General features: G+C 41.0%; 12 protein-coding genes. 10 read left to right on the top strand and 2 right to left on the bottom strand.

Going from position 1 to position 25,018, the window contains the following annotated elements; all coding sequences use genetic code 11:
• Positions 1-106 precede the first annotated feature (106 nt).
• From FHS10_RS22445 to FHS10_RS22415, 7 genes are all read left to right on the top strand, one after another.
• Positions 107-1,144 carry a glycoside hydrolase family 43 protein gene (locus FHS10_RS22445; RefSeq protein WP_259095334.1) on the top strand — a complete coding sequence of 346 codons (1,038 nt, stop codon included), beginning with the start codon at positions 107-109 and terminating at the stop codon, positions 1,142-1,144.
• 157 nt (positions 1,145-1,301) lie between these two features.
• Positions 1,302-2,045: a hypothetical protein gene (locus FHS10_RS22440; RefSeq protein WP_259095323.1), complete on the top strand. Its 744-nt coding sequence runs from the start codon at positions 1,302-1,304 to the stop codon at positions 2,043-2,045.
• 1 nt (position 2,046) lies between these two features.
• A complete protein-coding gene (locus tag FHS10_RS22435) occupies positions 2,047-4,815 on the top strand; it encodes a TonB-dependent receptor (RefSeq protein ID WP_259095322.1) in 2,769 nt (922 codons plus the stop codon).
• Between the two features lie 44 nt (positions 4,816-4,859).
• Positions 4,860-6,041 (top strand): DUF4249 domain-containing protein, encoded by a 1,182-nt coding sequence (locus tag FHS10_RS22430; RefSeq protein WP_259095319.1) that lies wholly within the window; start codon positions 4,860-4,862, stop codon positions 6,039-6,041.
• A 5-nt stretch (positions 6,042-6,046) separates the two neighbouring features.
• On the top strand, positions 6,047-7,216 hold the full coding sequence (locus FHS10_RS22425) for a DUF4249 domain-containing protein (protein WP_259095317.1): 1,170 nt from the start codon (positions 6,047-6,049) through the stop codon (positions 7,214-7,216).
• A gap of 16 nt (positions 7,217-7,232) precedes the next feature.
• Positions 7,233-9,626 carry a hypothetical protein gene (locus FHS10_RS22420; RefSeq protein ID WP_259095314.1) on the top strand — a complete coding sequence of 798 codons (2,394 nt, stop codon included), beginning with the start codon at positions 7,233-7,235 and terminating at the stop codon, positions 9,624-9,626.
• 23 nt (positions 9,627-9,649) lie between these two features.
• A complete protein-coding gene (locus FHS10_RS22415) occupies positions 9,650-10,417 on the top strand; it encodes a hypothetical protein (RefSeq protein ID WP_259095311.1) in 768 nt (255 codons plus the stop codon).
• Positions 10,418-10,421: 4 nt separating this feature from the next.
• Here the strand turns inward: FHS10_RS22415 and FHS10_RS22410 are convergent, their stop codons facing one another.
• A complete protein-coding gene (locus tag FHS10_RS22410) occupies positions 10,422-13,976 on the bottom strand; it encodes a VCBS repeat-containing protein (RefSeq protein ID WP_259095307.1) in 3,555 nt (1,184 codons plus the stop codon).
• Between the two features lie 240 nt (positions 13,977-14,216).
• Here FHS10_RS22410 and FHS10_RS22405 point away from each other — a divergent pair, with 240 nt between their 5' ends.
• Complete coding sequence (locus tag FHS10_RS22405) at positions 14,217-15,542, top strand: vanadium-dependent haloperoxidase (protein WP_259095305.1); 1,326 nt, start codon at positions 14,217-14,219, stop codon at positions 15,540-15,542.
• 115 nt (positions 15,543-15,657) lie between these two features.
• Here FHS10_RS22405 and FHS10_RS22400 read toward each other — a convergent pair whose 3' ends face one another.
• A complete protein-coding gene (locus FHS10_RS22400) occupies positions 15,658-19,650 on the bottom strand; it encodes a hybrid sensor histidine kinase/response regulator transcription factor (protein ID WP_259095295.1) in 3,993 nt (1,330 codons plus the stop codon).
• A 197-nt stretch (positions 19,651-19,847) separates the two neighbouring features.
• Between FHS10_RS22400 and FHS10_RS22395 the strand changes: the two genes are divergently transcribed.
• The gene (locus tag FHS10_RS22395; RefSeq protein ID WP_259095285.1) at positions 19,848-23,066 is read left to right on the top strand and encodes a SusC/RagA family TonB-linked outer membrane protein; all 3,219 of its coding nucleotides are present in this window, start codon (positions 19,848-19,850) and stop codon (positions 23,064-23,066) included.
• Between the two features lie 23 nt (positions 23,067-23,089).
• On the top strand, positions 23,090-24,997 hold the full coding sequence (locus FHS10_RS22390; RefSeq protein ID WP_259095283.1) for a RagB/SusD family nutrient uptake outer membrane protein: 1,908 nt from the start codon (positions 23,090-23,092) through the stop codon (positions 24,995-24,997).
• The last annotated feature ends 21 nt before the right edge of the window (positions 24,998-25,018 follow it).

The raw sequence follows: 25,018 nt of genomic DNA, 5'->3' as shown, positions 1-25,018 counted from the left end.
CAGATAGACGAGGAATAATTTAAATGAAATGTGTGTTTAACATTTATGGTGATGTTATTGTATGCTATATTTAAACTATCAAAAACCTATTTGAAATCCTTACTGAATGAAAAAACTATTTAAAGCCTGTATTATTTTGTTACTACTGGCTAAAAGCGGCATTGCCCAACAAAAAACATTTACTAATCCGTTGTTGCCATCCGGGGCCGATCCCTGGGTTATTTATAAAGATGGGTTTTATTACTATACCAACTCTACCGGGCATAATCTCACGCTTTGGAAAACTAAAGATATTACCCAATTAAAAACCGCGGTTAAAAAAACAATATGGGTCCCCCCAGCAGGTACTAACTATTCAAAAGAACTTTGGGCTCCTGAGCTGCATTTTATAAAAGGCAAATGGTACATGTATTTTGCCGCCGATGATGGTAACAATAACAATCACCGTATTTATGTAATTGAAAACCCATCTGCCGATCCTTTAGAGGGTGAATGGACTTTTAAAGGCCAGGTGGGCGATAAAACCAACAAATGGGCTATTGATGTATCTGTGTTTGAAAATAAGGGCCAGTTATACATGATCTGGGCCGGTTGGGAAGGTGATGTTAATGGGCAGCAAAATATCTACATCGCTAAAATGAAAGATCCCTATACCATTGAGGGGCAACGGGTGAAGGTGTCAAGCCCCGAATATGACTGGGAAAAATACGGCGACCTTGGCGCGCAATCAAACCCGCCGCATGTGAATGTAAATGAAGGCCCGGAGATTTTGAAGCATAAGAATAAGCTTTTCCTCATCTACTCCGCCAGTGGCTGCTGGACAGATTATTATACCCTTGGGATGCTTACTGCCTCAAAAAACAGCAACCTGATGGATCCTGCTTCATGGAAAAAATCGCCTCAACCGGTATTTAAGCAATCGCCGGAAAATGGCGTCTATGCTCCCGGCCATAATTCATTCTTTAAATCTCCTGATGGAACGGAAGACTGGATCTTATATCACGCCAACTCAAAGCCAGGGCAGGGTTGTGGCAATGAAAGATCGCCGCGCGCGCAGAAGTTTAGCTGGAGTGTAGATGGCTCGCCTAACTTTGGTGTTCCATTAAAAGAAAGTGAAGTGTTAAATGCGCCATCTGCAAAATAATGATTGGTAGCGCACTCCGGTCTTTTAATGGTTGATTATTAATAAAACATTACGTGTTGCAACAAATTTGTTATATTGTGCTTTAATCAATATCAAAATGTTAAAATTTTGCTTTATTGATTAAAATTTGTTTAATTACATAATTAACTATTAACTGATGCCTAAACGTTGCTACAGCAAAATATTATGCTGTTTTGTAATTGCCTTTGCGTGCAAAACAGCATACGCACAATCTGCTACTGATAGCGCTCGCTATGATGCCGCAGTGAATGGTGTTGTAAACCATTTTTACCAGGGAGTAGCAGAACAATCCCGCATATATAATGGATATGTTTATGATTCTTATGATTCTTCTATAAAAGGCAGCGCCTATCTTGATGACATTGACGCATGGAGGGCCGGCTCTGTTGTTTACGACAAGCAGGATTTTGAAAATGTTTCTATGATTTATGATCTGTATACCGATCAATTGGTGGTTATGCTTTTTAATCACGCCTCGCCCATAGCGTTAGTACCTGAAAAGGTTACCAGCTTTGACCTTCACAACCGCCATTTTGTTAGGATAAATAATAGCAATAGTGGTATAAAACCCGGCTATTATGAACAATTGTACGCAGGCCGTTCGCAGGTATTAAAAAAGGTCGAAAAAATAATTAAGTCTACCTCATCTTCAACCGGCAGGGAACGCTTTTTTGTGCCCGTACATGATGTGCCCGATTATTACATAAAAAGAGATGGCACCTACTATAAAGTTACCAGCCAGGGAACGGTATTAGATGTATTTGCCGACAAAAAGAAAGAGCTTAAACAATACATTAAGGACAAGCACATCCAGTTTGATGGTTTATTTGAACTGTCGTTATCATCAGTAGCAGGTTATTATGATAGTTTAACCAATTGATATGAAAAAAATCTACTTTACTTTTATTCTTTTTTTCGCGGTTAAATTATTGCATGCGCAGGTATCTAAAAATATCAGCGTAAACTTTCAGCAGGCAACCATCGAACAGTTTACCGGCGAGCTGGAAACAAAAAGCGGCTATCATATTTATTATGACCACGCACAATTTGATAGCTTGAAAATAACCCTGCAGGTAAATAATCAACCTTTAGAGAGCGTGCTTAGCCAGGCGTTTCATAATACCACCTATCATTACGCTTTATTTGAATCTAAAATGCAGGTTTTTTTAACCCGCGATAAAGAGATCCGTACGCAACCCGCAGCCGGTTATTTTAATGTTAAGCCGGGGCAAACACAACCGGTAGCTCCTTCGCAGGTTATTGATTTTACTACAGCACCGGTTAAAGCGCCCGTGATTGAATCAACCATTGAAAACAAGTTGTACGAAGTTGGTATAAAAACCAACCAGCTCAAGGCCGGTAAAGCATCTGTATCAGGTTATGTCAAAAGCGCAAAATCGGGCGTGGGCATAGCCGGGGCAGGCTTATACGTGGCTAACTCAGGTGTTGGCGTAACTACAGATCAGTTTGGTTATTACACTTTATCATTACCACGTGGTAAGCAACTGTTAATTGTTAAAGGTGTAGGAATGAAGGACGCCCGCAGGCAAGTTATGTTGTATAACGATGGCGATCTTAATATTGAACTGCAAGACCAGGTAACCACGCTTAAAGAAGTTAAAATATCTGCCGATAAGGTAGCCAATGTTCGGAGCACCGAAATGGCTGTGAGCAGGCTTGATATTAAAAGCATTAAACAGGTACCCGCGGTTTTTGGCGAGGCCGATGTACTGCGGATAGTATTAACCTTGCCTGGCGTACAAAGTGTTGGTGAAGCCACTACCGGCTTCAACGTGAGAGGCGGCGCTGCCGATCAAAACCTGATACTGCTTGATGATAAAACTATTTATAATCCGGCGCATTTTTTCGGTTTCTTTTCGGCTTTCAATCCAGACATAGTAAAAGGCATCGAATTATATAAGAGCACCATTCCCGAAAAATTTGGCGGTCGTTTATCATCGGTTTTAGAGGTTACCGATAGGGAAGGTAACAAGAAAAACTTTGCAGGTTCGGCCGGTATCGGTTTGCTTACCAGCAGGCTAAATGTTGAAGGCCCGATTGTGAAAGATAAAACATCATTCATATTTGGCGGTCGTACCAGCTATTCCGACTGGTTGCTGAAGTTATTACCCGAAGAATATAAACATAGTCATGCATCGTTTTATGATTTTAACCTTGATATAAGCCACCAGATTGATAAGGATAACAATATTTACTTAACCACCTATTTGAGTAAAGATAATTTCAGGTTAAACAGCGATACCACCTATAATTACAGTAATAAAAACGCAAATATTAAATGGAAGCACAACTTTAATAGCAGGCTTTACAGCCTGATAACAGTTGGGTACGATGGGTATAAATATGATATATCCAGTAGTGCTAACCCGGTAAATGCTTACAAACTTAAATTCGGCATTAACCAAACAAATTTTAAAACCGATTTTACCTATTATCTCAATCGTAATAATACCCTTGATTTTGGTTTAAGTGCAATTTACTATAAATTGAACCCGGGAACCGAAACGCCTAACAGTGCATCGTCATTAATTGTGCCCGATAAAGTTGATGATGAGCAAGGCCTGGAAAGTGCTTTGTATCTTGGCGATAAATTTGATGTAACGCCAGATTTTAGCATCAGCGCGGGTATAAGGTATTCTATGTTCAATTATCTTGGCGCGCAAACTGTTCGTACCTATGCGCCGGGTTTGCCGCGTACGCCGCTTAATGTACTTGATAGTACTGCCTACAGTGGTGGTAAGGTGATCAAAACCTATACCCGGCCCGAGATCAGGGTATCGGCCCGTTATAATATCACCGATGATCTTTCATTAAAAGCCAGTTACAACACGCTTGCCCAGTATATTCACCTTTTATCTAACACTACAGCCATATCGCCTATTGATATCTATAAGTTGAGCGATCCTAATATCAAACCGCAATATGGCAGCCAGGTATCATTCGGCGTATTTAAAAATGCTGCGCAAAACACTATTGAAACGTCTGTTGAGGTATACTATAAGCATATTGATAACTATCTTGATTATAAAAGTGGTGCCAAACTGGTGTTGAGCCACGCCATTGAACAGGAAGTTTTAAATACACAAGGTAAGGCATACGGGGTTGAACTTTCTATAAAGAAAACCACGGGTAAGTTAAACGGTTGGATAAATTATACTTACTCGCGTACATTTTTGAAACAAGATGATCCCACAGCGGGCCAGCTGATTAATGGCGGGGCATACTATCCGGCAAATTATGATAAACCCCATAGCTTTAATTTTACGGGCAACTATCGTATCACACATCGTTACAGCGTTTCCCTGGATGTAACTTACAGCACCGGCCGACCAATTACGCTACCTATTGCCAAATACTATTCAAACGGGGCAGAACGCGTTTTCTACTCAGACCGGAATGAATACCGGATACCTGACTACTTCCGGTCGGATTTTTCGATCAATATATATGGTAATCATAAGGTGCACCAAAAATTCCACAACTCCTGGACGGTAGGCGTATATAATTTAACAGGCAGGCAAAATGCATATTCCACATTTTATCAGCAACAGGGCGGTGCCATCAATTCGTACCAGCTGTCCATTTTTGCCAGGCCAATACCGTTCATAAATTATAATATCAGGTTTTAAGGTTGATGATGAAATTTGAAAAGGAAAGAGGAGTGAATTAGAAGATGAAGAAGACATTTTACCTATTGTTTATGTTGTTATTGGTTACCGCCTGTAAAAAACAGCTGGCTATTTCTTCGTCGGCCAAAGTGACTAATTATCTTGTTGTTGATGGTAATATTTCTGTTGGTGATTCAACATTTATTACTTTGAGTCGAACGGTGAACCTGGATAGCGGAGCCCGCTCTAAACCGGAGCTTAACGCCGTGGTTACTGTAAAAGGTTCAGCCGGTGAAAACTATTCCTTGGTTAGCAAAAACAATGGGCAATATGTGTGTGCCCCTTTAAATCTATCGCTAAGTGAAAAATATGGCCTTGAAATTGTTAGTAGCGATGGCAAAAAATACCAATCGGACTTTGTGCCTGTAAAAAACGCCCCCGCTATTGATAGTATACCATATGTGGCCAAAGGCAATGGCTTACAAATAAGTGTCGACGCGCACGATGCTACAAACAACACTAAATACTACCGGTGGGATTATATAGAAACTTTCAACATCCGTACCGCGTTTGAATCTAAATATATCGTAATTGATCCTAATAGCGGCCCACCTTCAGATATAGGCCTGCGTACGTCGCAACAACAGATATACAATTGCTGGATAAGTGATACCTCAAGTAACATCATCACAAATTCGTCGGCCAAATTGTTAAAGGATGTGATCAATGAATCGCCTGTTATTAATATTCCCTCAACTTCAGAAAAATTGCACATAAGGTATAGTATTTTGTTAAAACAGTACGCCCTTACCAGTGATGCTTTTGACTATTATGAATTATTAAAAAAGAATACAGAACAAATAGGTGGAGTTTTTGATGCCCAACCATCACAGGTAACCGGTAATATACACTGCTTATCTAACCCGGCCGAGCCTGTTATTGGATTTGTAACTGCCGGTACAGTTGCGCAAAAACGCATTTTTATAGACAATAGCAATGTACCTGCCGGTTGGGCGGCTATTACACCTTATACAGGTTGTGAGTTACATACATTGCTATATAAACGTTTGGTGGTATCGTCAAACCCTAATATTCCGGATATGACTATTAATGAAATATATAATCTTATTTATTCTGGTTCAGAAATTCCAGTTGATTTGGCAGCCGGCGGATATACCTCATCAAATTCAGCATGTGTTGATTGCACGTTAAGAGGAACCAATAAAAAGCCATCGTTTTGGAATTGAAATAAATGAAGAAGATATTTTACATATTATTTTTAATAATGCCGCTGATGACATGCAAAAAGCCAATAACACTTGCGCCGGTGGCTACCAATAGCAGCTACCTGGTTGTGGATGGAAGCATTAATTCGGGCGATTCATCATTGATCACCCTTAGCCATACCGTAAATATTGCAGGTAATGCCCGGTCAAACCCCGAGTTGGGTGCTTCTGTAAGCATAGAGGGATCTGGCGGTGACAAATACACTTTATCATCAAAGGGCAATGGTAACTATGTTTCAGCACCGCTAAATTTATCTTCAAGTCAAAAATATCGTTTGAATATTACTACCGGGGATGGCAAGCAATACGTATCAGATTTTGTGCCGGTTAAAAATTCACCGCCGGTTGATAGTGTAAATTATGCTATAGTGAGCAACGGCTTGCAAATTAACGCTAATACCCACGATGCTACTAACAATTCGCGTTACTATCGTTGGGATTATGTGATTACTTACCAGGTGCGGTCGGCATTTGAATCAAAGCTTATTGTGATTAATGGTGATACATCGGCGTTTAGGACACCTGCTCAACAGATCTATAATTGCTGGCTAAACGATACGTCGGCTAACATTGCCTTAGGCTCATCTGCTAAATTAGCCAGCGATGTGATCAGCAAACAGGAAATTTCATTGATAAAGTCTAATTCGGAGTTGCTACGCATAGGCTTGAGCATATTGGTTAAGCAGCACGTGTTAACAAGCGACGCGTTTAATTACTTTGAGCTGCTGAAAAAAAATTCGGAACAAGTGGGAGGCGTTTTTGATGCGCAACCATCAGAACTAACGGGAAATATTCATTGCCTTACAAACCCTACCGAACCCGTTATTGGTTATATTATAGCGGGAGGAGTAAGTACAAAACGATTGTTTGTTGACAATAAAAGCCTGCCAGCTACATGGCTGCCCGATTTAAGTTATTACAATGGTTGCGCTTTAATTACAGAACTATACGATTATATTCCACCTGGCGCCCCGGCAGGTTTTATAGAGCACCAGGTTAAAGAATATATTTATACAGGTATAGAAACCCCTATTGATACAGTTTTAAACCCGAAACTTGGCGTTATAGCCACCAAACCATATTGCGGTGATTGTACGTTGCGGGGCACCAATAAAAAGCCATCATTTTGGAAATAAAAAGAAATTACAAGCTATGAAAAAAAATACCTTTCTTTTTCTCGCTCTCACGGTACTATCAACCACAAGATTGAATGCCCAGGTACTTAATGATGTGCAGGAGAGTTTCAATAGCTACAATTCAAGTGGCTTGCAAGAGAAACTATATCTACATACCGATAAAAACGGCTACACCGCAGGCGAAGTACTATGGTTTAAGATATACGATGTCGACGGTATTTTTATGAAACCGCTGGGTTTAAGTAAAGTAGCTTATGTAGAATTGCTTGACGATAAACAAACACCCATTTTACAAACTAAAATTGCCATGAAGGATGGCTCAGGCAACGGTTCGGTATATATTCCGGTTAATTTATCTACCGGTAATTTCACCGTGAGGGCCTACACCAGCTGGATGAAAAATTTTAGTCCCGATTATTATTTTTCAAAAAAGCTGAGCATCATAAATCCTTTGAAAAGCCCCGATCCAGCGGGCAAGCCTGTTGAAAGTGTCTTCGATATTCAGTTTTTCCCGGAGGGAGGCAATCTTGTTAGTGGTATCAATAGTATAGTAGGGATTAAGGCTACAGATCAATATGGCAAAAGCGTGAGTTTTAAAGGAGCTGTTTTAAACCAAAAAAACGATACTGTAGTTAAGTTCGAGCCACTGAAATTTGGCATTGGCCATTTTGCTTTTAAGCCCGAAAGTAATGCTACCTATCATACGGTAGTTACCGTTGCCGGCAAAAAAATAACGAAGGATCTGCCTGCCATCAACACTACTGGTTATGTGATGAACCTGAAAGACAATGGCAATCAGCTTTCAGTTACGGTGACTACAAATTTACCAGCACAAAATGTATTTGTGTTTGTGCAAACACACCATTTAATTAAACAGGTAGAATCTGTAAGTGTATCAAACGGTACCGCTATTTTTACTTTAGATAAGAGCAAATTGGGTGAAGGCATTTCACAGATCACCATTTTCAATGTCGATAAAAAGCCTGTTTGTGAACGTTTATATTTTAAGCGACCAACTAAAAAATTAAATATAGATGCTATAGCTGATGCACCTCAATACACTATTCGCAAAAAGGTAGATGTTACCATAAATACCAAAGCGCGAGCTAATAAACCGGTTGCTGCGGATCTTTCTTTTTCGGTTTACAAGTTAGATTCTTTACAGTATGACGATCAGGAAGATATCCTGAGTTACCTGTGGCTAAGGTCCGACTTGAAGGGAAATATTGAATCGCCTGGATATTATTTCAAGAATGCAAATGCCACGGTGGATGAAGCCGCAGATAACCTGATGCTTACCCAGGGTTGGCGAAGTTTTGCATGGAACGATGTGCTGACAGGAAAGTCTCCCGCATTCAATTTTCTGGCTGAATTTAATGGACCTATAGTTACCGGTAAAATAACCAATAAATCAAATGATCAGCCTGAAAAGGATGTAGTAGCTTATTTGGGAATCCCGGGTAAGCATGTGCAGCTATCGGCAGCAAAGAGCGATGCCCGCGGCAGGCTGATCTTTAATATGAAGGATTTTTACGGCCAAAACGAAATAGTAGCAGAAACCAATACTGTCATAGATACTAATTATCACATAGAGATATTAACGCCATTTTCTGAACAGTTTGCTAAAATGACATTGCCACATCTGGATATTACACCAGCTATGCAAAGTACATTTGAAGATCAATCCATAGCCATGCAGGTGCAGAATATCTACAATGGCGAAAAACTGAAACAGTTTAATCAACCTATTGTTGATAGTACCGCGTTTTATGGACGCCCTTATAAAACGTATCTGTTAGATAATTATACCCGTTTTACAACGATGGAAGAAGTAATGCGCGAATATATCAGGGAGGCTAATGTGGTGCACACGAGTAAGCAGTTTCATGTAAAGGTAGTTACCGGTGTTGGGATAGGTTTTTTATCTGATGAAGACCCTATGATGCTGATAGATGGTGTACCATTTTTTAACCTGAACAAAGTTTTCGCTGTCGATCCGCTTAAGATCCGCAAGCTGGAAGATGTGCCCTATAACTATTCGCTGGGTTCATCTTATGAACATGGCATCTTTAGCCTCACCAGTTATAAAGGCGACCTTGGTGGGGCCGAAATAGATCCACATGCTGTGGTATTGGATTATGAAGGCTTGCAACAACAGCGGCAGTTTTATTCGCCGGCATACGCAACTGATGAGCAGGCTTCAAGCCATATACCCGATTTTAGGAATTTGTTATATTGGGCACCTTCGGTAAATACAGGTGTTGCAGGTAAAACGCAGGTTTCTTTTTATACCTCAGATCAGCCTGGGAAATATATTGGTGTTGTGCAAGGGATAACACCAACAGGTGAGGCTGGCAGCCAAACTTTTAGCTTTGAGGTACGGCCAGGTTATTCGTCCCAGGTGAAATAGGTAGGTTTTAAAATAAATGTGTCATGAAACATTATATCCTTGTGGCTTTTGTTTTGATGTTTAACGGCTTGGTTTTTGGTCAATCCAATGCCGATGAGTTTACAAAAGAGCAAGTTATCAAACTTTTAGGTTTTGATGGAAAAACACAAACGATTAAAGTTTTAGCAAATTATAATTACGATATTCTTACCATTGCCAGTTTGCTTGATACTTTGCATATAAGAAATTGTACGGTCCTTGAAAAAACTACGGTATTAAATAAAAAACTCTTAGAAATAATTTATAGCGTAAGAGCGGGGTCCGGTTTGCACGAGCAATGTATGCTGATTGTGGGCTGTAAGAACAATAAACTTTATCAATCATTTCATATCATATCTCTGTTTCACGAAGACTTTATAGATTTTAGCAAAAAACGTCCTACTCCCAGCTCTCCCGACATTATTAGTCAGTATGCAGTCAAGCTGAAAATTTCGACAACTGAATATCCTAATTATAAAATGAACATTAATGTTCATTCCGAAAACAAATCAAAAGAGCATCCTCGGGAAAATTATAATCGCGTAAAGGATGTTGTTTTGAATTTTGATCCAGTTGAAAATATCTTTTATGGAACACGTACTGAAGTGTCAAAAAGTTTTAATGTTTTCGATCCCAAAAAACAGAAAGAAAGAAGGCTGTACATCAAGGGCAATTTTCCTACAATTGCCCTTGATAATTATCAATATTACTATATTAAAGGGGAGTGGTATTTGAAAAACGTTTATAGCGATTTGGCAATGCTTTCTTACTAATAACTTAATTCACCTCTCTTTTTTTACCGCTATACCCTGTTATCGTAATCTTCGCCACATCACCATCAACCGCTAAACTTCGCGACGATTGAGACAAGTAAGTTGAACCGTAATAAAATTCAATCCGTTTTTTATTGTTGTTTTTATAAACGATATCCGCGTAAAAATCATCAGGTTTAAGTTTGATCGTTTTTTTAGGCGGATTACCTGTCTGTTTATAAACCTTCAGGCTATCCTGGTTTTGTGTGGCTACCAAAACATCGCCGCCTTTCGCAGATTGGATGGTTGCCAATCCTTTTGCGTCGCCATTAATAAATAGTCCGCTTTGCGCTATGGATAACGGCGCAAAACCACCTTTGCCATTACCCTTCATCATTAATCCCATAAATGCATCGTGGCGGCCTGTAAATGGTTCCATACCATAATCGTTACCCACCATTACCAGGTCGAGGTTACCATCGTGGTCAATATCTTTAGCTACCATTCCATACACAGGTGCCATTTGGGTTTCCAAAGGCATGGCGCTGATGGTGAATTTACCGTTGCCTTTATTTTCAATAAAGCTGGTGTTCATGTCGGTAGCTTTTAAAATTACCGCGCCCTCTTTATCAGATGCGCTCCATAAATCGTCCATAGTAGCCTGGCCAAAGCCGCGGTAGGTAGGGTATTTTTTACGGATGGAGATCAACTGACTGATCAGATCGTCCCTTGTATGCATCGGGAAAGGTTTCTGCGACCCATCTTCGGCTTTCATATAGCAAAATATCATGGCATCAAATGAGCCATTGCCATCCACATCCTTGCCTAAAATGGTCATTGGCTGGGTAAACGAGGCTTTGTAATTTGAGTTTTGGCCCAGGTTGCCTGCTACATAATCAATATTACCATCGTTGTTAAAATCGCCGGCTACAATGCTGTTCCACCAGCCAACATGGTCATCAATGCCCGATTGGATCTTAGTAAAACCATGCCCGGTGTTTTTATAAAAAGTTATCGGCATCCACTCGCCAACCACAATCAAATCAACTAAGCCGTCTTTATCAAAATCAGACCATAAAGCATCGGTGATCATCCCCGCATGAACCAGATCCGGGCAAAGCTGTGCGGTAACATCGGTAAATTTGCCACCATCATTGTGCAACAAATGGCTCACGGGCGAAGAGGGGTAGGCCCCGGAAACGGAGCGGCCGCCTACAAAAAGATCGAGCTTGCCATCGCGGTCAAAATCGGCAGCGCGCACGCAGGAGCCATTATCATATTCAACAGGTACAGCGTTAAAGTCTTTTTTGAACATGCCTTTGCCATTGTTAATGTACAAACGATCCTGGGCGGTAGTGTGATCTTTAGGGAACTCGTAGCTGCCGCTAACCACATACAGGTCAAGGAAACCATCGTTATTGGCATCAAACAGCAAGGCACCCATATCTTCCTCTTCCTTCAAATCCTCCTCAATAAAGCGTTTGGTATCCATGGTGAACTTACCATCGGCAGTTTGCATAAAAAATACGCCCTTTTTACCGGCTGCGCCACCTACAAAAAAGTCGTCATAACCATTATTGTCAATATCGCCCACGGCAATACATGGTCCGTACTGGCTTAGCTTATGCGGTAAGGTAGGTTGGATATTATAGTCAATAGCGTCCTTTTCCTGGTGTACATATTTGATGCCGAGTTGGTTTACAGCTGATTGAAATACAGGCTTTTCCTTTACAACATTAACCGGTGGATAATTCCCCGCGCTATTTTTGTATTGTAACGTAATGGTTTGATTGGCTTTAATGTTTTTAACCAGTTGTGTTTTACCGTCGGCCCAGCGGATGCGCAATGAATCGACATTGGTTGCTGTGCCTATGCCGAAATGCCCTTTTGCATCATCAGTACCCATATAGCCCCGGCAGGGCTGCTGATCATAAAATTGTTGCTTGCCCTGGTAATAAATGCGAATGGTTGCACCAATACCGCCAAGGTTTTTACTATCACCCTGCAAGCTAACCGTTAAGTAATTGTGACCTTTGGCTACCTGTTTTTTATTGTTGGAGGTGTTTTCATAAACAAACGCGTCATCATCAATATTATTGATCACCAGGTCAAGGTCGCCGTCATTATCCAGATCGGCATAAACACCACCTGTAGAGAAGGTAGGCTTAACAATCCCCCAGTTTTTTGATTGATCGGCAAATAGGTAGCCGCCTTGGTTTTTAAACGCATAGCTTGCCGTTTTTACAACCGGGAACGAATCAGCAGCGGCCAGGTTCCTGTTTTCTTTTACCGTACGACCCTGATCATTGCTGTAAAGTGCATGGTCAAGGTCGGTCACATCACGTGGGTAACCGTTGGTAATCACCATATCGCGGAAGCCATCGTTATCAAAATCAGCAACTAAGGGCGTCCAGCTCCAGTCTGTTTGGTAAATACCTGCCATATAGGCAATTTCGCTAAACTGGGTATGGCCCATTGGGGTTTGTCCCTGGTTTAGTTGTAATACATTGCGGATGTATTGATGTTCATACTTGTATTTCTCGTTGTCGATATAGGTGATATAATTATCGCCCATTAGCATGGTTTTCTTGCGCACGTTTTCTTCCGGTAGCATCTCTAACGAAACCAAATCGGGCAAACCGTCATTGTTAATATCCACAATGTCAGATCCCATTACACTCCATCCCGTATGTTTAAAATACTCGCCCGCTCTATTGGTAAACGTTCCGTTTTTATTGTTGATGTAAAGCAGATCGTTAGATATAAAATCGTTACCAACATAAATATCCGGCCATCCATCGTTGTTGATGTCGGTTACGGATACCGAGTTGCCAAAACCTTCTATTAAGATGCCTGCCGCTTTGGTTACATTGGTGAACGTGCCGTTGCCGTTATTGCGGTAAAGGCGATCATTATTTTCAGCACTGCCGTCCATTAACTTGGGTCGATAAGCCACCGGGGTGGTTTTGCCCAAAAAGTTGGTAAGCAGGTACATATCCAGGTCGCCATCATGGTCGTAATCAAAAAATATGGCCTGTGTGCTGTAACCATTATCGTCCAGACCGTAAGCTTTAGCTTCATCTTTAAATGTTGGTACACCATCTTTATTATTTCTCTGGTTTATATAAAGCATATTCCGCCGTTTTTCAGGGTCGGAATTAAATGACGCACAAACATAAATATCCGGCCAGCCATCGTTATTAATATCAATAACAGATACTCCTGCGCTCCATTTGCCTTCGCCGTTTACGCCGGCCACATCGGTAACGTCTTTAAACTTCAGATCGCCTTTGTTCAAGAATAATTTGTTGGCCACCATGTTACCGGCAAAATAAACGTCGGGCAGGCCATCATGGTTAAAGTCGCCTATACCAACGCCTGCGCCATTGTATAAATAGGGGTGGTTAAGGATATTAATACTATCGCTTGGAGTTAAGGTGTTTTTAAAATCGATGCCTGTTTCTGATGCATCAAGCAGTTTAAAAAGTGTAGCGCCATCCTGTTTGTGCGAACAGCCGACTACAATAAAAAGTAACGATGTAATAAACAGTTTAAACTTAATTGGTAAAGTTTTATCCATAAAAATGCCGGTAATAATTGAACTTTGGTTTATGCTTTGGTTAAGCTTTAACTTACTGAAGATTATGCAGTAAGCGTACGTAAAGAAAATGGATTTTGCTGTTATCTATTCTGCAAATCATATCAAAACTTCGTCAAATTGTATCGCGTAATCTATGTTTATATATTTACTATTAGCTTTGACCATCAGCCGATCCCGGCCTCGCAATTAACCTTGATTTAAATTATTGTTACCCAACATATGAAGAAACTTTACTTTGCTGTTTGCACTGCGCTTTTATTATCTTCCTTTTCCTGTAATTCCAACAATCAATGGAAAAAATCGGCCGAAAGTGCTGAATATATCCACCGCTCGGTTAGAGAAGTTACCGAAGTGATGTTGCACGATATTTATTCGCCACCGGTAGCCAGTCGCATTTATGCATACATAACTGTTGCAGGTTATGAGGCGGCTATAAATGGCGATAAAAATTATATATCGCTTGCGGGTCAGCTAAAGGGGCTCGATTCTATCCCCAAACCTGAGGCCGGAAAGCAGTATTGTTATTCGCTGGCGGCAGCGCACGCTATTTTAACGGTAGGGAAGATCCTGGTGATGTCTGAAGGCCGGATTGAAACCTTTCATACCAGCTTAATGGAGGAGTTTAAAAATACAGGCATGCCCGGTGATGTTTATGATAACTCGATCACCTATGGTAAACTAATTGCCGACAGAATCTTAAAATGGGCTGGGAAAGACAATTACAAACATACCCGTTCATTATCAAAATACGATGTACAAACCGATGATGCCAGCTGGAAACCAACTCCGCCGGCTTACATGAAAGGTGTCGAGCCGCATTGGAACGAGATCCGCCCGTTTTTGTTGGATTCGGCGCAGCAATTTAAGCCGGCAAAGGCGGTTGATTTTTCAATGAAACCTGATAGCTATTTTTATAAACTGGCTATTGCTGTACGCGATGCTGGTTTGCATTTAACACCTGAGCAATCAACCATAGCCAACTATTGGGATGATAATCCTTTTAAGGTAAATAACAATGGGCACACCATGTTTGCCACCAAAAAGATCTCGCCGGGAGGGCATTGGATAAACATTACCGGAATAGTTTGCCGTAAAGCCAAGGCCGATTACGTGCGCACTGCCGAAGCCTACGCTTGCATGGCCGCGGTTATTGCCGATAGCTTTATCAATTGCTGGGACGAGAAGTATAAAAGCAAAGTAATTCGCCCGGAGACTTACATTAACCAATACATTGACCAAAACTGGATGCCGTTGTTGCAAACCCCTCCATTCCCTGAATATACCAGCGGGCACAGCGTGGTATCAAACGCGTCGGCGGTAGTGCTTACCAAGCTATTTGGCGATAATCTTGCCTTTACAGATTCAACCGAAGTAGAATTTAGTATCCCTCCAAGACCGTTTAAATCTTTTAAAGATGCTGCCAAAGAGGCATCCATTAGCCGGTTTTATGGTGGTATCCACTATATGCCATCCATAGTAAATGGGGTCGGCGAAGGGAACCGGATAGCGGAGTTTGCGCTTACAAAGTTGAAGACGCGTAAGTAGGGGATAAAAAGAATAATGAGGGCAATAGCAAGTTGTACAGCCCAGACTTACGAAGTTTTTAAAACTTCGTAAGTCTTTCGTCACTTTGTAATCTTCATTTTAAGAAGCTGCAAATTTAGTATGTCTTAACCTTTTGATTTTTCTTGTTTTGCTGATACTCGGTAGGGGTGGTGCCAAACTGTTTTAAAAAGTTACGCCCCAGGTGCGATTGTGAGCTGTAACCTACCATGTTTGCAACTTCGTAAACCTTGTAGTCACCATCCTCTAAAAGCTTAGCTGCTGCTTTTAAACGGGTTATATTGATCAACTCGTTGATACTTAGGTTTGATATGGCCTTCACCTTGCGGTAAAGCGTTGGCTTGCTCATATTCATCAGGTTGGCAATGTGTTCCACATCCAGGTCGGGGTTTTGGATGTTGTGGTTAATTACCGCGTTTAGCCTATCCAAAAAGCTTTCATCGGGCTTGGAGTAGGCCATGGTTTTAATATTGGCCAGCGGCGAACTTGCAAAATGATCTTTTATTTTATTGCGATTGATAAGCAGGTTGGCTATCTGTACCTGTAAATGCTCGGGCGAAAATGGTTTTTCAATATAGGCATCGGCACCCACTTCAAGGCCTTCAATTTTACTTTGCAGCGTATTTTTGGCAGTGAGCAGTATAATGGGGATATGGCTGTAATCGAAATTTGTTTTGATACGTTTACACAACTCAAACCCATCAATGCCTGGCATCATCACATCGCTAATGATCAATTGGATGTTTTCTATCTCAATCATATCCAATGCTTCCTGGCCGTTAAAAGCTTTTATTATGGCATATTTATCACTTAAGTCATCGGCAATAAAATCCAATATCTCGGGATTGTCATCCACTAAAAGTATAATCGGTTTCATAAAATCAAAATTCTCCTCTTTAACAGTATCAATCGGTTCGTAATCGTCGGGAGTGCTGTGAAGATCAAACTCCTTTTCCTGGTGTATAGGCAATGTTAAGTTAAATATATTAAAATTGTTAATAGATTTATTCAACACTAACAATCCTTTATGCAATTCGGCCAATGATCGCGACAGCGAAAGACCTATGCCTGTGCCTATCTGCTTCTCCGATTCTTTCATTCTGAAAAAAGGCTCAAAGATTTTTTCGCGCATTTCATAGGGTACAATGTAGCCGTTATTTCTTATCTCGATAGTAAAAGTATGATCGTTCGGTTCGCTTTTCTGCAACTCAATCTCCACAACCGAATTTCCGTATTTAATAGCGTTGTTGATCAGGTTGCTGACTATTTTGGTAAAAGCCTCGATATCTACATAAGCATAAAGACACTTATCGGTCATTTGCAATACATAACTCTGGTTTCGTTGCTCGGCCATGGGTTTAAACCGTAAAAAGATGTCGGCAAGTAGCTCTGCTATATCTGATTTAACGAAATTGAGACTGAAACCATTGGTCTCTGTCCTCCTGAAATCCAATAATTGGTTTGTAAGATCGAGCAACCTGTTGGTGTTTTTCTCCATGATCTTCAGGTTATTCTGAATATCCGGCACGTGCTCAGATCTTTTAATCACCTTTTCCATAGGCCCTTTGATCAACGTAAGCGGCGTGCGGATCTCGTGGGCAACGTTGGTGAAAAACTCAATTTTGGCGTTGTAGATCTGCCTTTCCTTATCGCTTTCCAAAATTTCGATAAGGCGATTATTTTTTAACCTGTTCCGGTTGTGGTATTCTCTTAGCAGATAATATACTACGCCGGCAATCAATAACAAATAAATGAAATAAGCCAGGTTACTTTCCCAAAACGGGGGGGCTATTTCAATTTCAAGTGTGGTCTCTTTAGATGTCCAGATGCCATTGTTATTGGCCGCTTTTACAATAAAGGTATAATGACCGGGCTGAAGCTGTGTAAAATATACTTTACGGTTCCGCTTAAGGCCTGTCCATCCTTTATCAAGCCCCTTCATCATATATTTATATTGTGTCATCTCGGGCGAAGGATAGCTTAGGGCCGCGAAGTCGATACTGAATGATGATTGGTTATGATTTAAATAGATCTTAGACGTATAGATGATAGATTTGTTCAGTAATGAATCGGCACCTTTTACCAGGATTTCCTGGTTATACACCTGGAAACCGGTGATAAATACCGGTGCTACATAGTTGTTGATGCTAAATGTTAAGGGTTTAAAACTCACCATACCCTTTACGCAACCAAAATACATGGTGCCATCGGTGTCCTTAAATGCCGAATTGTAATTAAACTGATCGCTTAGCAATCCATTAGCTTTTGTATAAACTTTGATGGCATTGGTTACTATATTAAAGCATACCAATCCGCGTGAAGTACTTATCCAAAGGTTTTTGTTGTCGTCTTCAAGCATCCTGAAAACGTAATTGCTGGGCATCCCGTTATCAAGATCGAAAAATTTAAACTTTTTATTTACCGGATCATATCGCCACAAACCTAAACCATCTGTGGCAAACCACAATATGTGATTACTATCTTCAAACGCGCCATTAACGGTAGTACCTTTAAGCGCATCCTTAACGGGGTATGTATCCAGTACGTGGGTGCTTACATTGTTTTGAGGATCGTAGGTATAAATACCATCGCGGACAGTAGCTATCCATAGTTTCCCGGTGTGATCTTCAATGATATCGTATATGAAATCCCACTCAGGTATTTTATTAATTATAGTAAAGTCTTTAGCTGCCGGATTGTATACATAAAACCCTCTTGTAGCCCCGGCATAGATGCTGCCATTGCGTGTTTTACGAAAACAAATAACAAAGTTGCTTTTTAAATGGCTTTGCTTATTGGCCAGGTAAACTTTTACCACTTTTCCGCTTGGTATATCCATAATATCAAGTCCGCGTTCAAAAGTGCCGATAAACAGATTTTTGCCATCAGCTATCAGTCCGTGGATATTGGTATTGGAGATATCGTTTTTACCGCCGGGAAGGTAGTGCGTCCACGTTTTTTTATCGGCGCTCAGTTTATTTAAGCCATTATCTTCGGTGCCCATCCAAAGATTGCCGTAGTTGTCTTTACAGATCTCACGCACCACATTTCCCTTCAACGAGTTTTTTTCATCGCCGGGATAGAATTTATTAAAGGTTGAGTATTGTTTAGGGTAATAGTTTACACCGCCAAAATAGGTGCCGGCCCAAATGCCGCCTTCAACGTCCCTCCATAGCGTGTATACAGCATTATCAGAAATGCTGTAGGGGTCGTTATATTTCTTTTTGAGATTTGTAAAAGTACCATGTACCACATCATAAATAAATATACCTGATTCGGTTGCTATCCAAAATTCATTGTCGCTGTATTTGGTAAAATCCCTTACATACACCCCGGTTTTGTTGGGGTTGTAGGTAAGTACATCGGTATAGGTGCCGCTAATGCAGTCAAAAACTTTAAAACCCTGGCTTGATGTTGCGATAAATATTTTGTCGGCGCTTGCTGTAAAGACCTTCTCAATAAAAGTTGAGGGGGCCCAGTTGGAGTGGTTAACTACGCTATAACTTTTAAATCTGTTGTAAACGGTGTCCATGCGCTCAATAGTACCGCCGGCCGATGATGCCCATAAATAACCATCATTATTTTGTGTTATGCCAGTGGCATCAAAGTGCTGCTGGTTATAAAAATCGATAATTTTACGCGTTTTTTGATTGTATTTAATGAGCGAAGCACCGGCAACATACCAGCAGTTGTTATAATGGTCAAAAGTTATTGCTCTTACGCCGTTTTTGTTTGAATTGTTAATGTGCGAAAAACTTTCGGTTTCACTGTCAAACTTATCAATCCCCTCATCGGTTCCGACCCAAATATTGCCGTCATGATCAAGTGCCAGGGCGTGCACCATATTGTTGCATATACTTTTGCTGTTTTTTGGGTTATGCCTGAAAACCCTAAAGGTGTAACCATCAAAACGATTGAGGCCATCCCGCGTGCCAAACCATAAAAAGCCCTGTTTATCCTGTAAACTACAGTAAACGGTATTATTGGATAAGCCTTGCTCTACCTGGTAATGCCTGAAATAATAAGGCTGCGCATTACAGATGGCACATGGGAAAATAAATAGTGAAATAATTAAGTATATCGGTCTCAAAATGATTCGCTTAAACAAATATAGCCATTCCTGAACGGCGTTTTCGTCTCAATCAAAAATGATACTTTTTGACTAATTATTGATATGATTTGGTTAATTAGGAGCCCCCGAAATCCTCTTTCTTTACATCGTGATTTAAATATGTCAATTCTACATTTTTAAATCACGAAACAATTAACCAATAATAAATTCATTTTATGAGAAAATTTTTACTACTCAGGCATGGGGGGCTCACCCGTATGCAGTGGCCACCCAGTAAATGGAGCCAAAAAGTAACACTAATCTTATTTTCTATCATGACGTGCCTTTTTATTTCATTTGATGCAGCGGCACAGGTGAAAGTAAATGGTACCGTTTCTGATACCACCGGCGAGGTACTCACCGGCGTTGCTATCAGGGTGCGCGGTACACAAGGGGGTACAACAACTGATGTGAAAGGTAATTTTAGTATTACAGTACCTGATGCAAACAGCGTTTTGGTATTTACCTACATTGGCTTTAATGCATTAGAATATCCGTTAAACGGACAAACCAACATTAGGGTGCGTTTAAAATCAAGTAACTCGGCTTTGCAGGAAGTTGTTGTTACGGGTTACGGCTCGCAAAAAAAGGAATCAATTACGGGCGCAATCTCAAGCGTTACCAGTAAAGACCTTGGCCGTGTACACGGCGGCTCAACGGTAAGTACAGGTTTGGCGGGTAAAATTCCGGGTGTAACTTTCAGGCAGGCAGAAGGCCGGCCGGGAGCAAGCGCCAGCATCCAGATTCGTAACATGGGTACACCGTTGTATGTAATTGACGGGATCCAGCAGGATGAAGGCCAGTTTAACAACCTTGCACCAAATGATGTGGAGAGCGTTACCGTGTTGAAAGACGCGTCGGCAGCTATTTACGGTGTACGTGCGGGTAATGGTGTTGTGGTAGTAACCACAAAAAAAGGATCGGGCGAAAGCAGGATCAACGTTGATTCTTACTTAGGTTTCCAATATTGGGACAGGTTCCCGAATGTATTGACCAACTCATATGATTATATGAAGGCTTTACAGGCGGCGCAGGTAGTAACCAATGGTAGTACCTCTATTACCGATGCCGAATTGGCAAAGTATAAAGCAGGTACCGAACCTGGTTACCAAAGCTTTAACTGGAAGCCATTTGTTTTGGCAAATAACGGTGCGCCTTTAAACTCGTTCCACGCTGATATGACAGGCGGTAATGACAGAGTTACTTACTACGTTGCCGGTACCACTTTGTACCAGAACGACCAGGCTGGTTCTGAGTATTATTTCAGGAGAACGAACATTCAATCAAATGTAAAGGCAAGGGTTGCATCTGGTCTTTCCGTTAGCATGAACATCAACGGTCGTATTGAAACCCGTGAAAACCCAGGTGTACCGGGGGGCGACGATTACTTTCTGGCTAAATTAGGTATCCTTGAAAATACACCGTTGGATAGGCCTTATGCCAATGATAACCCTGCTTATTTAAGGGATAACGGTCCGCATACCGAAGCCAACTACGCTTTCTTAAATGATAAACTATCTGGTGTTTATCACCAGGACTGGAGAGTATTACAAACCAACTTTGGTGTTGAATACGCAGCTCCATTCTTAAAAGGTTTGGTAGCAAAGTATGATTACTCGTATTATATAGCCGATGAGCTTTTAAACAACCACGAGTATACTTACAACGCTTATACTTATAACCAAACCACCAAAAATTACGATATCACCCACGCGGTAACCAATCCATGGAGAGAGCGTGAGCAACGTAAAGAATTGAACACTACAACCCAATTCCAGTTAAGCTATAACAATACCTTTGGCAAAAGCACCGTTGGTGGTACTTTTGTTGCAGAACGTACCCACCTGGAGCACTTGAGGAACTGGCTGCATGCAAGTCCTATTTCAAACAACCTGCCGTTAATTTATTTACCAACGGTAGATACTTACCAGGATAGCGATGACTCTGAAGCACGTATAGGTTACGTAGCGCGTTTAAATTACAACTACGATAACAAATACTATTTTGAGGGATCTGCCAGAAGGGACGCATCTTATCTGTTTGACCCGGCTCACCGTGTAGGTTATTTTCCAGGTGGTTCAGTTGGATGGAGAATTACACAGGAGGGCTTCATGAAGAATTTATTAGGCGATAATAGTGTGCTTAATGATTTGAAATTCAGAGGTTCATACGGTGTTTTAGGTGATGATAGGGATCCTAATAATCCCAATAATCCAATCACAGCTCCATATGGTTACCTGTCTGGTTATAACTACAATACAGGTGCGGCAGGTAACATTGCAATACTTGATGGAAACGCAGTTTCTACATCTCAAAACAAAGGTGTGCCGGTTAACACGGTTTCCTGGTTAAAAAGTAAGATCCTTGATATTGGTGCCGATTTCAGTTTCCTTAACAGCCATTTAACAGGTACGGTTGATTATTTCAACAGGGCACGTACCGGGTTGGTGGGCACAAACTACGCCGTAGTGTTGCCGCAGGAAACAGGTTATAGTTTACCAAGTATCAATGAAAACAGCGATCAGCAACGTGGTGGAGAAATTTCATTGGCTTATTTTAACAAAGTAGGTGATGTAAGCTATAACGTAGGCGGTAACTTTTCTTACAGTCGTAAAAAGACCATCATTAACAAAAGCAACCCTTTCAGCAACTCGTTAGATGAGTATTCAAATTCTCAGGTTAACAGAACCGCGAATGAAACATGGGGCTACGAAGTTATCGGTCAGTTCCAGTCAATTGCACAAATCAATGCCTACAAAGTAAATGAGGATGGAAAAGGAAACAGCAGTGTTTTACCTGGCGATTTGATTTACAAAGACGTTAATGGCGACGGTAAAATTGACGCCAATGACTCGCGCCCTATTGGCTACGGCTTAGGTGCACAGCCTAACATTAACTTTGGTTTAACTTTGGGTGCTGCTTATAAAGGCTTCGATTTCCATGCCGATTTCTCTGGTGCATCTGGTTATTCATGGAACCAAAACTATGAGTCGAGATGGGCTTTCCAGAACAACGGTAACTTAAACACTATTTTTAACGATAGCTGGCACTTAAGTAATCCTACAGACTTGAACAGCACATGGATTCCGGGTAAATACCCTGTAAACAGGAATAACATAGGAACCAACCACTATGATTACAACGTGAATTCAACATTCTGGTTGCACAACGTGAAATACATAAGGGCCAGAACAATAGAGTTAGGTTACTCACTTCCAACATCATTGCTATCAAAGGTTAAAATTAAAAGAGCAAGGTTTTATGCTAACGTGTATAACTTGTTTTCAATTGATAATCTGCATCAGTATGGTGTTGATCCGGAAACTGCGGACGACAACGGTTTACAAACTCCGCAAAACAGGGTTTATAACTTCGGAGTTAACTTAACCTTTTAATAAAAATTTTAAGTCAGATATTCATGAAAAAGATATTAGGAATAATGGGTTTTGCGGTTCTGCTAAGTACGGGATCATGCAAAAAGGATAGTGATTTTTTAAACGTTCCGCCCAAATCGGTAATTACAACGCAAACGGCCTTTTCAGATCCTGCGCTGGTATTATCGGTAATAGGCGATTTGTATAACAGGCAGAAAGATTTTTCAAGCCTTGACGATGGTTGGGCAACGTTTGCCGATTTTGGCGAATCGTTCCCATCAGATAACGGATCATATTTTATAGTTCAAAACCGTAACTGGGATTATGGCACATGGTCGATATGGGACTACGGTTACATTCGTGACCTTAACCTTTTTATCGATAACCTAAACGCATCAACCCAATTACTTGCGGCCGATAAAGCCAGGTTTTTGGCCGAAGGACGTTTTTTACGTGCCAACTATTATTTTGAAATGGTTAAAAGGATGGGTGGCGTGCCGCTTATTACTAAAACATTAACCTATGATAATAGTGGTAACGTAGTAGGTTTACAAATTCCACGTGCAAAAGAATCAGATATCTATGATTTTGTGATCAGCGAGGCTGAAGCTATTAAAGGTTCATTACCGGCAGATCCGAGTGAAAAATCAAGGGCCACCCAGGCGGCCGCACTTGCTATGGAAGCCCGTGCCGCGCTTTATGCTGGCTCAATTGCCAAATATGGTGCAACTACTCCCCAGGTTTCTTTAACCGGTGGCGAAGTTGGTATCCCTGCAAGCATGGCAGCTGGTTATTATACTAAAGCACTTACTGCGGCGCAAGCCATTATTAACGGTGGTGCAGGTGCTTATAAACTGTACAAAGTGTTACCCGATCTTTCAGATAACTTTGCAGCTATCTTCCTTGATAAAAGCTCTGTTAACCAGGAGTCTATCTGGGTTGAGGATTTTAAGGCGCTTGCCGGTAAAACTCATGGTTTTACAACCAGCGATCAACCTTACTCGGTATCAGACGAAGCTTCAGATGCCGGTCGTTTAGACCCTTCTTTGAACCTGGTACAGTCTTTTGAAAAATTGGACAATACATTTGCGCCTATCCCTACAAAAGATGGAGCGGGTAATCCTATTTATTATGCAGATCAGCAGGATCCTTTTGCAGGCCGTGATGCCCGTTTGGGTGGTACAGTAATGCTGCCACATTCTTTCTTTAAAACAGCTTTTATTGATATTTGGGGTGGTTATCTTTTAGCCGATGGCTCAATTTTATCAAGTGATGATGCAACCCACCTGGCTGCTTTACCCGGAACTACCATACCTGTGCAGGTAGTTGGTAAAGATGGGCCAACACCAACCGGTGAGCCATTGCGTACACAAACAGGTTTTTATATCCGCAAATACATCGATCCAACAACAGGATCTGGCCGTAGGGGCCGTGGTAGCGATGTAAACTTTATCCGTTACCGTTTTGCCGAAGTATTGCTGAATGCTGCTGAAGCATCTGCCGAATTAGGCGATTATGCAACAGCAACCACCTATATTAACCAGGTACGTTCAAGAGCAGGCCTTACTACACCTTTGGTACTAACAGGTGCTAACTATTTTGATCGTATTGTGCATGAACGCCGCGCCGAACTTTCATTTGAAGGCCTTAACCTGTTTGATATGAAACGCTGGAGAATTGCAACCAAGGTGTGGGATGGTAACACCGAATCATTAGCCGATTTAACCAGCAATCTTGCTTCTGCAACAAAAAGGAATACACAGCCATGGGGCTTATACCCTTACAAATACTACAACCCGGGTAATGCTAATAATGGTAAATGGGTATTTAAAGAAGTATTACCATCAAACGTAACTGGTGTACTTAATTTTAGATTAGGAAATTATTATTCACAGATCAACGATGGAATAATAACAGCCAACCCTAAAATTGTAAGGCAACCAAATCAATAAGTTTAATAAAAAATTGAATCA

It is taken from the genome of Mucilaginibacter dorajii, assembly GCF_024808255.1.
Classification (GTDB): Bacteria; Bacteroidota; Bacteroidia; order Sphingobacteriales; family Sphingobacteriaceae; genus Mucilaginibacter; species Mucilaginibacter dorajii.
This window is presented reverse-complemented; position numbering and strand designations above follow the sequence as displayed.

Bases quoted from the DNA above. Each gene is read 5' to 3' on its own strand.
- FHS10_RS22410 (WP_259095307.1), bottom strand. From the start codon at position 13,976: ATGGATAAAACTTTACCAATTAAGTTTAAACTGTTTATTACATCGTTA.
- FHS10_RS22440 (WP_259095323.1), top strand. From the start codon at position 1,302: ATGCCTAAACGTTGCTACAGCAAAATATTATGCTGTTTTGTAATTGCC.
- FHS10_RS22415 (WP_259095311.1), top strand. From the start codon at position 9,650: ATGAAACATTATATCCTTGTGGCTTTTGTTTTGATGTTTAACGGCTTG.
- FHS10_RS22420 (WP_259095314.1), top strand. From the start codon at position 7,233: ATGAAAAAAAATACCTTTCTTTTTCTCGCTCTCACGGTACTATCAACC.
- FHS10_RS22395 (WP_259095285.1), top strand. From the start codon at position 19,848: ATGAGAAAATTTTTACTACTCAGGCATGGGGGGCTCACCCGTATGCAG.
- FHS10_RS22425 (WP_259095317.1), top strand. From the start codon at position 6,047: ATGAAGAAGATATTTTACATATTATTTTTAATAATGCCGCTGATGACA.
- FHS10_RS22445 (WP_259095334.1), top strand. From the start codon at position 107: ATGAAAAAACTATTTAAAGCCTGTATTATTTTGTTACTACTGGCTAAA.
- FHS10_RS22435 (WP_259095322.1), top strand. From the start codon at position 2,047: ATGAAAAAAATCTACTTTACTTTTATTCTTTTTTTCGCGGTTAAATTA.
- FHS10_RS22405 (WP_259095305.1), top strand. From the start codon at position 14,217: ATGAAGAAACTTTACTTTGCTGTTTGCACTGCGCTTTTATTATCTTCC.
- FHS10_RS22390 (WP_259095283.1), top strand. From the start codon at position 23,090: ATGAAAAAGATATTAGGAATAATGGGTTTTGCGGTTCTGCTAAGTACG.
- FHS10_RS22430 (WP_259095319.1), top strand. From the start codon at position 4,860: ATGAAGAAGACATTTTACCTATTGTTTATGTTGTTATTGGTTACCGCC.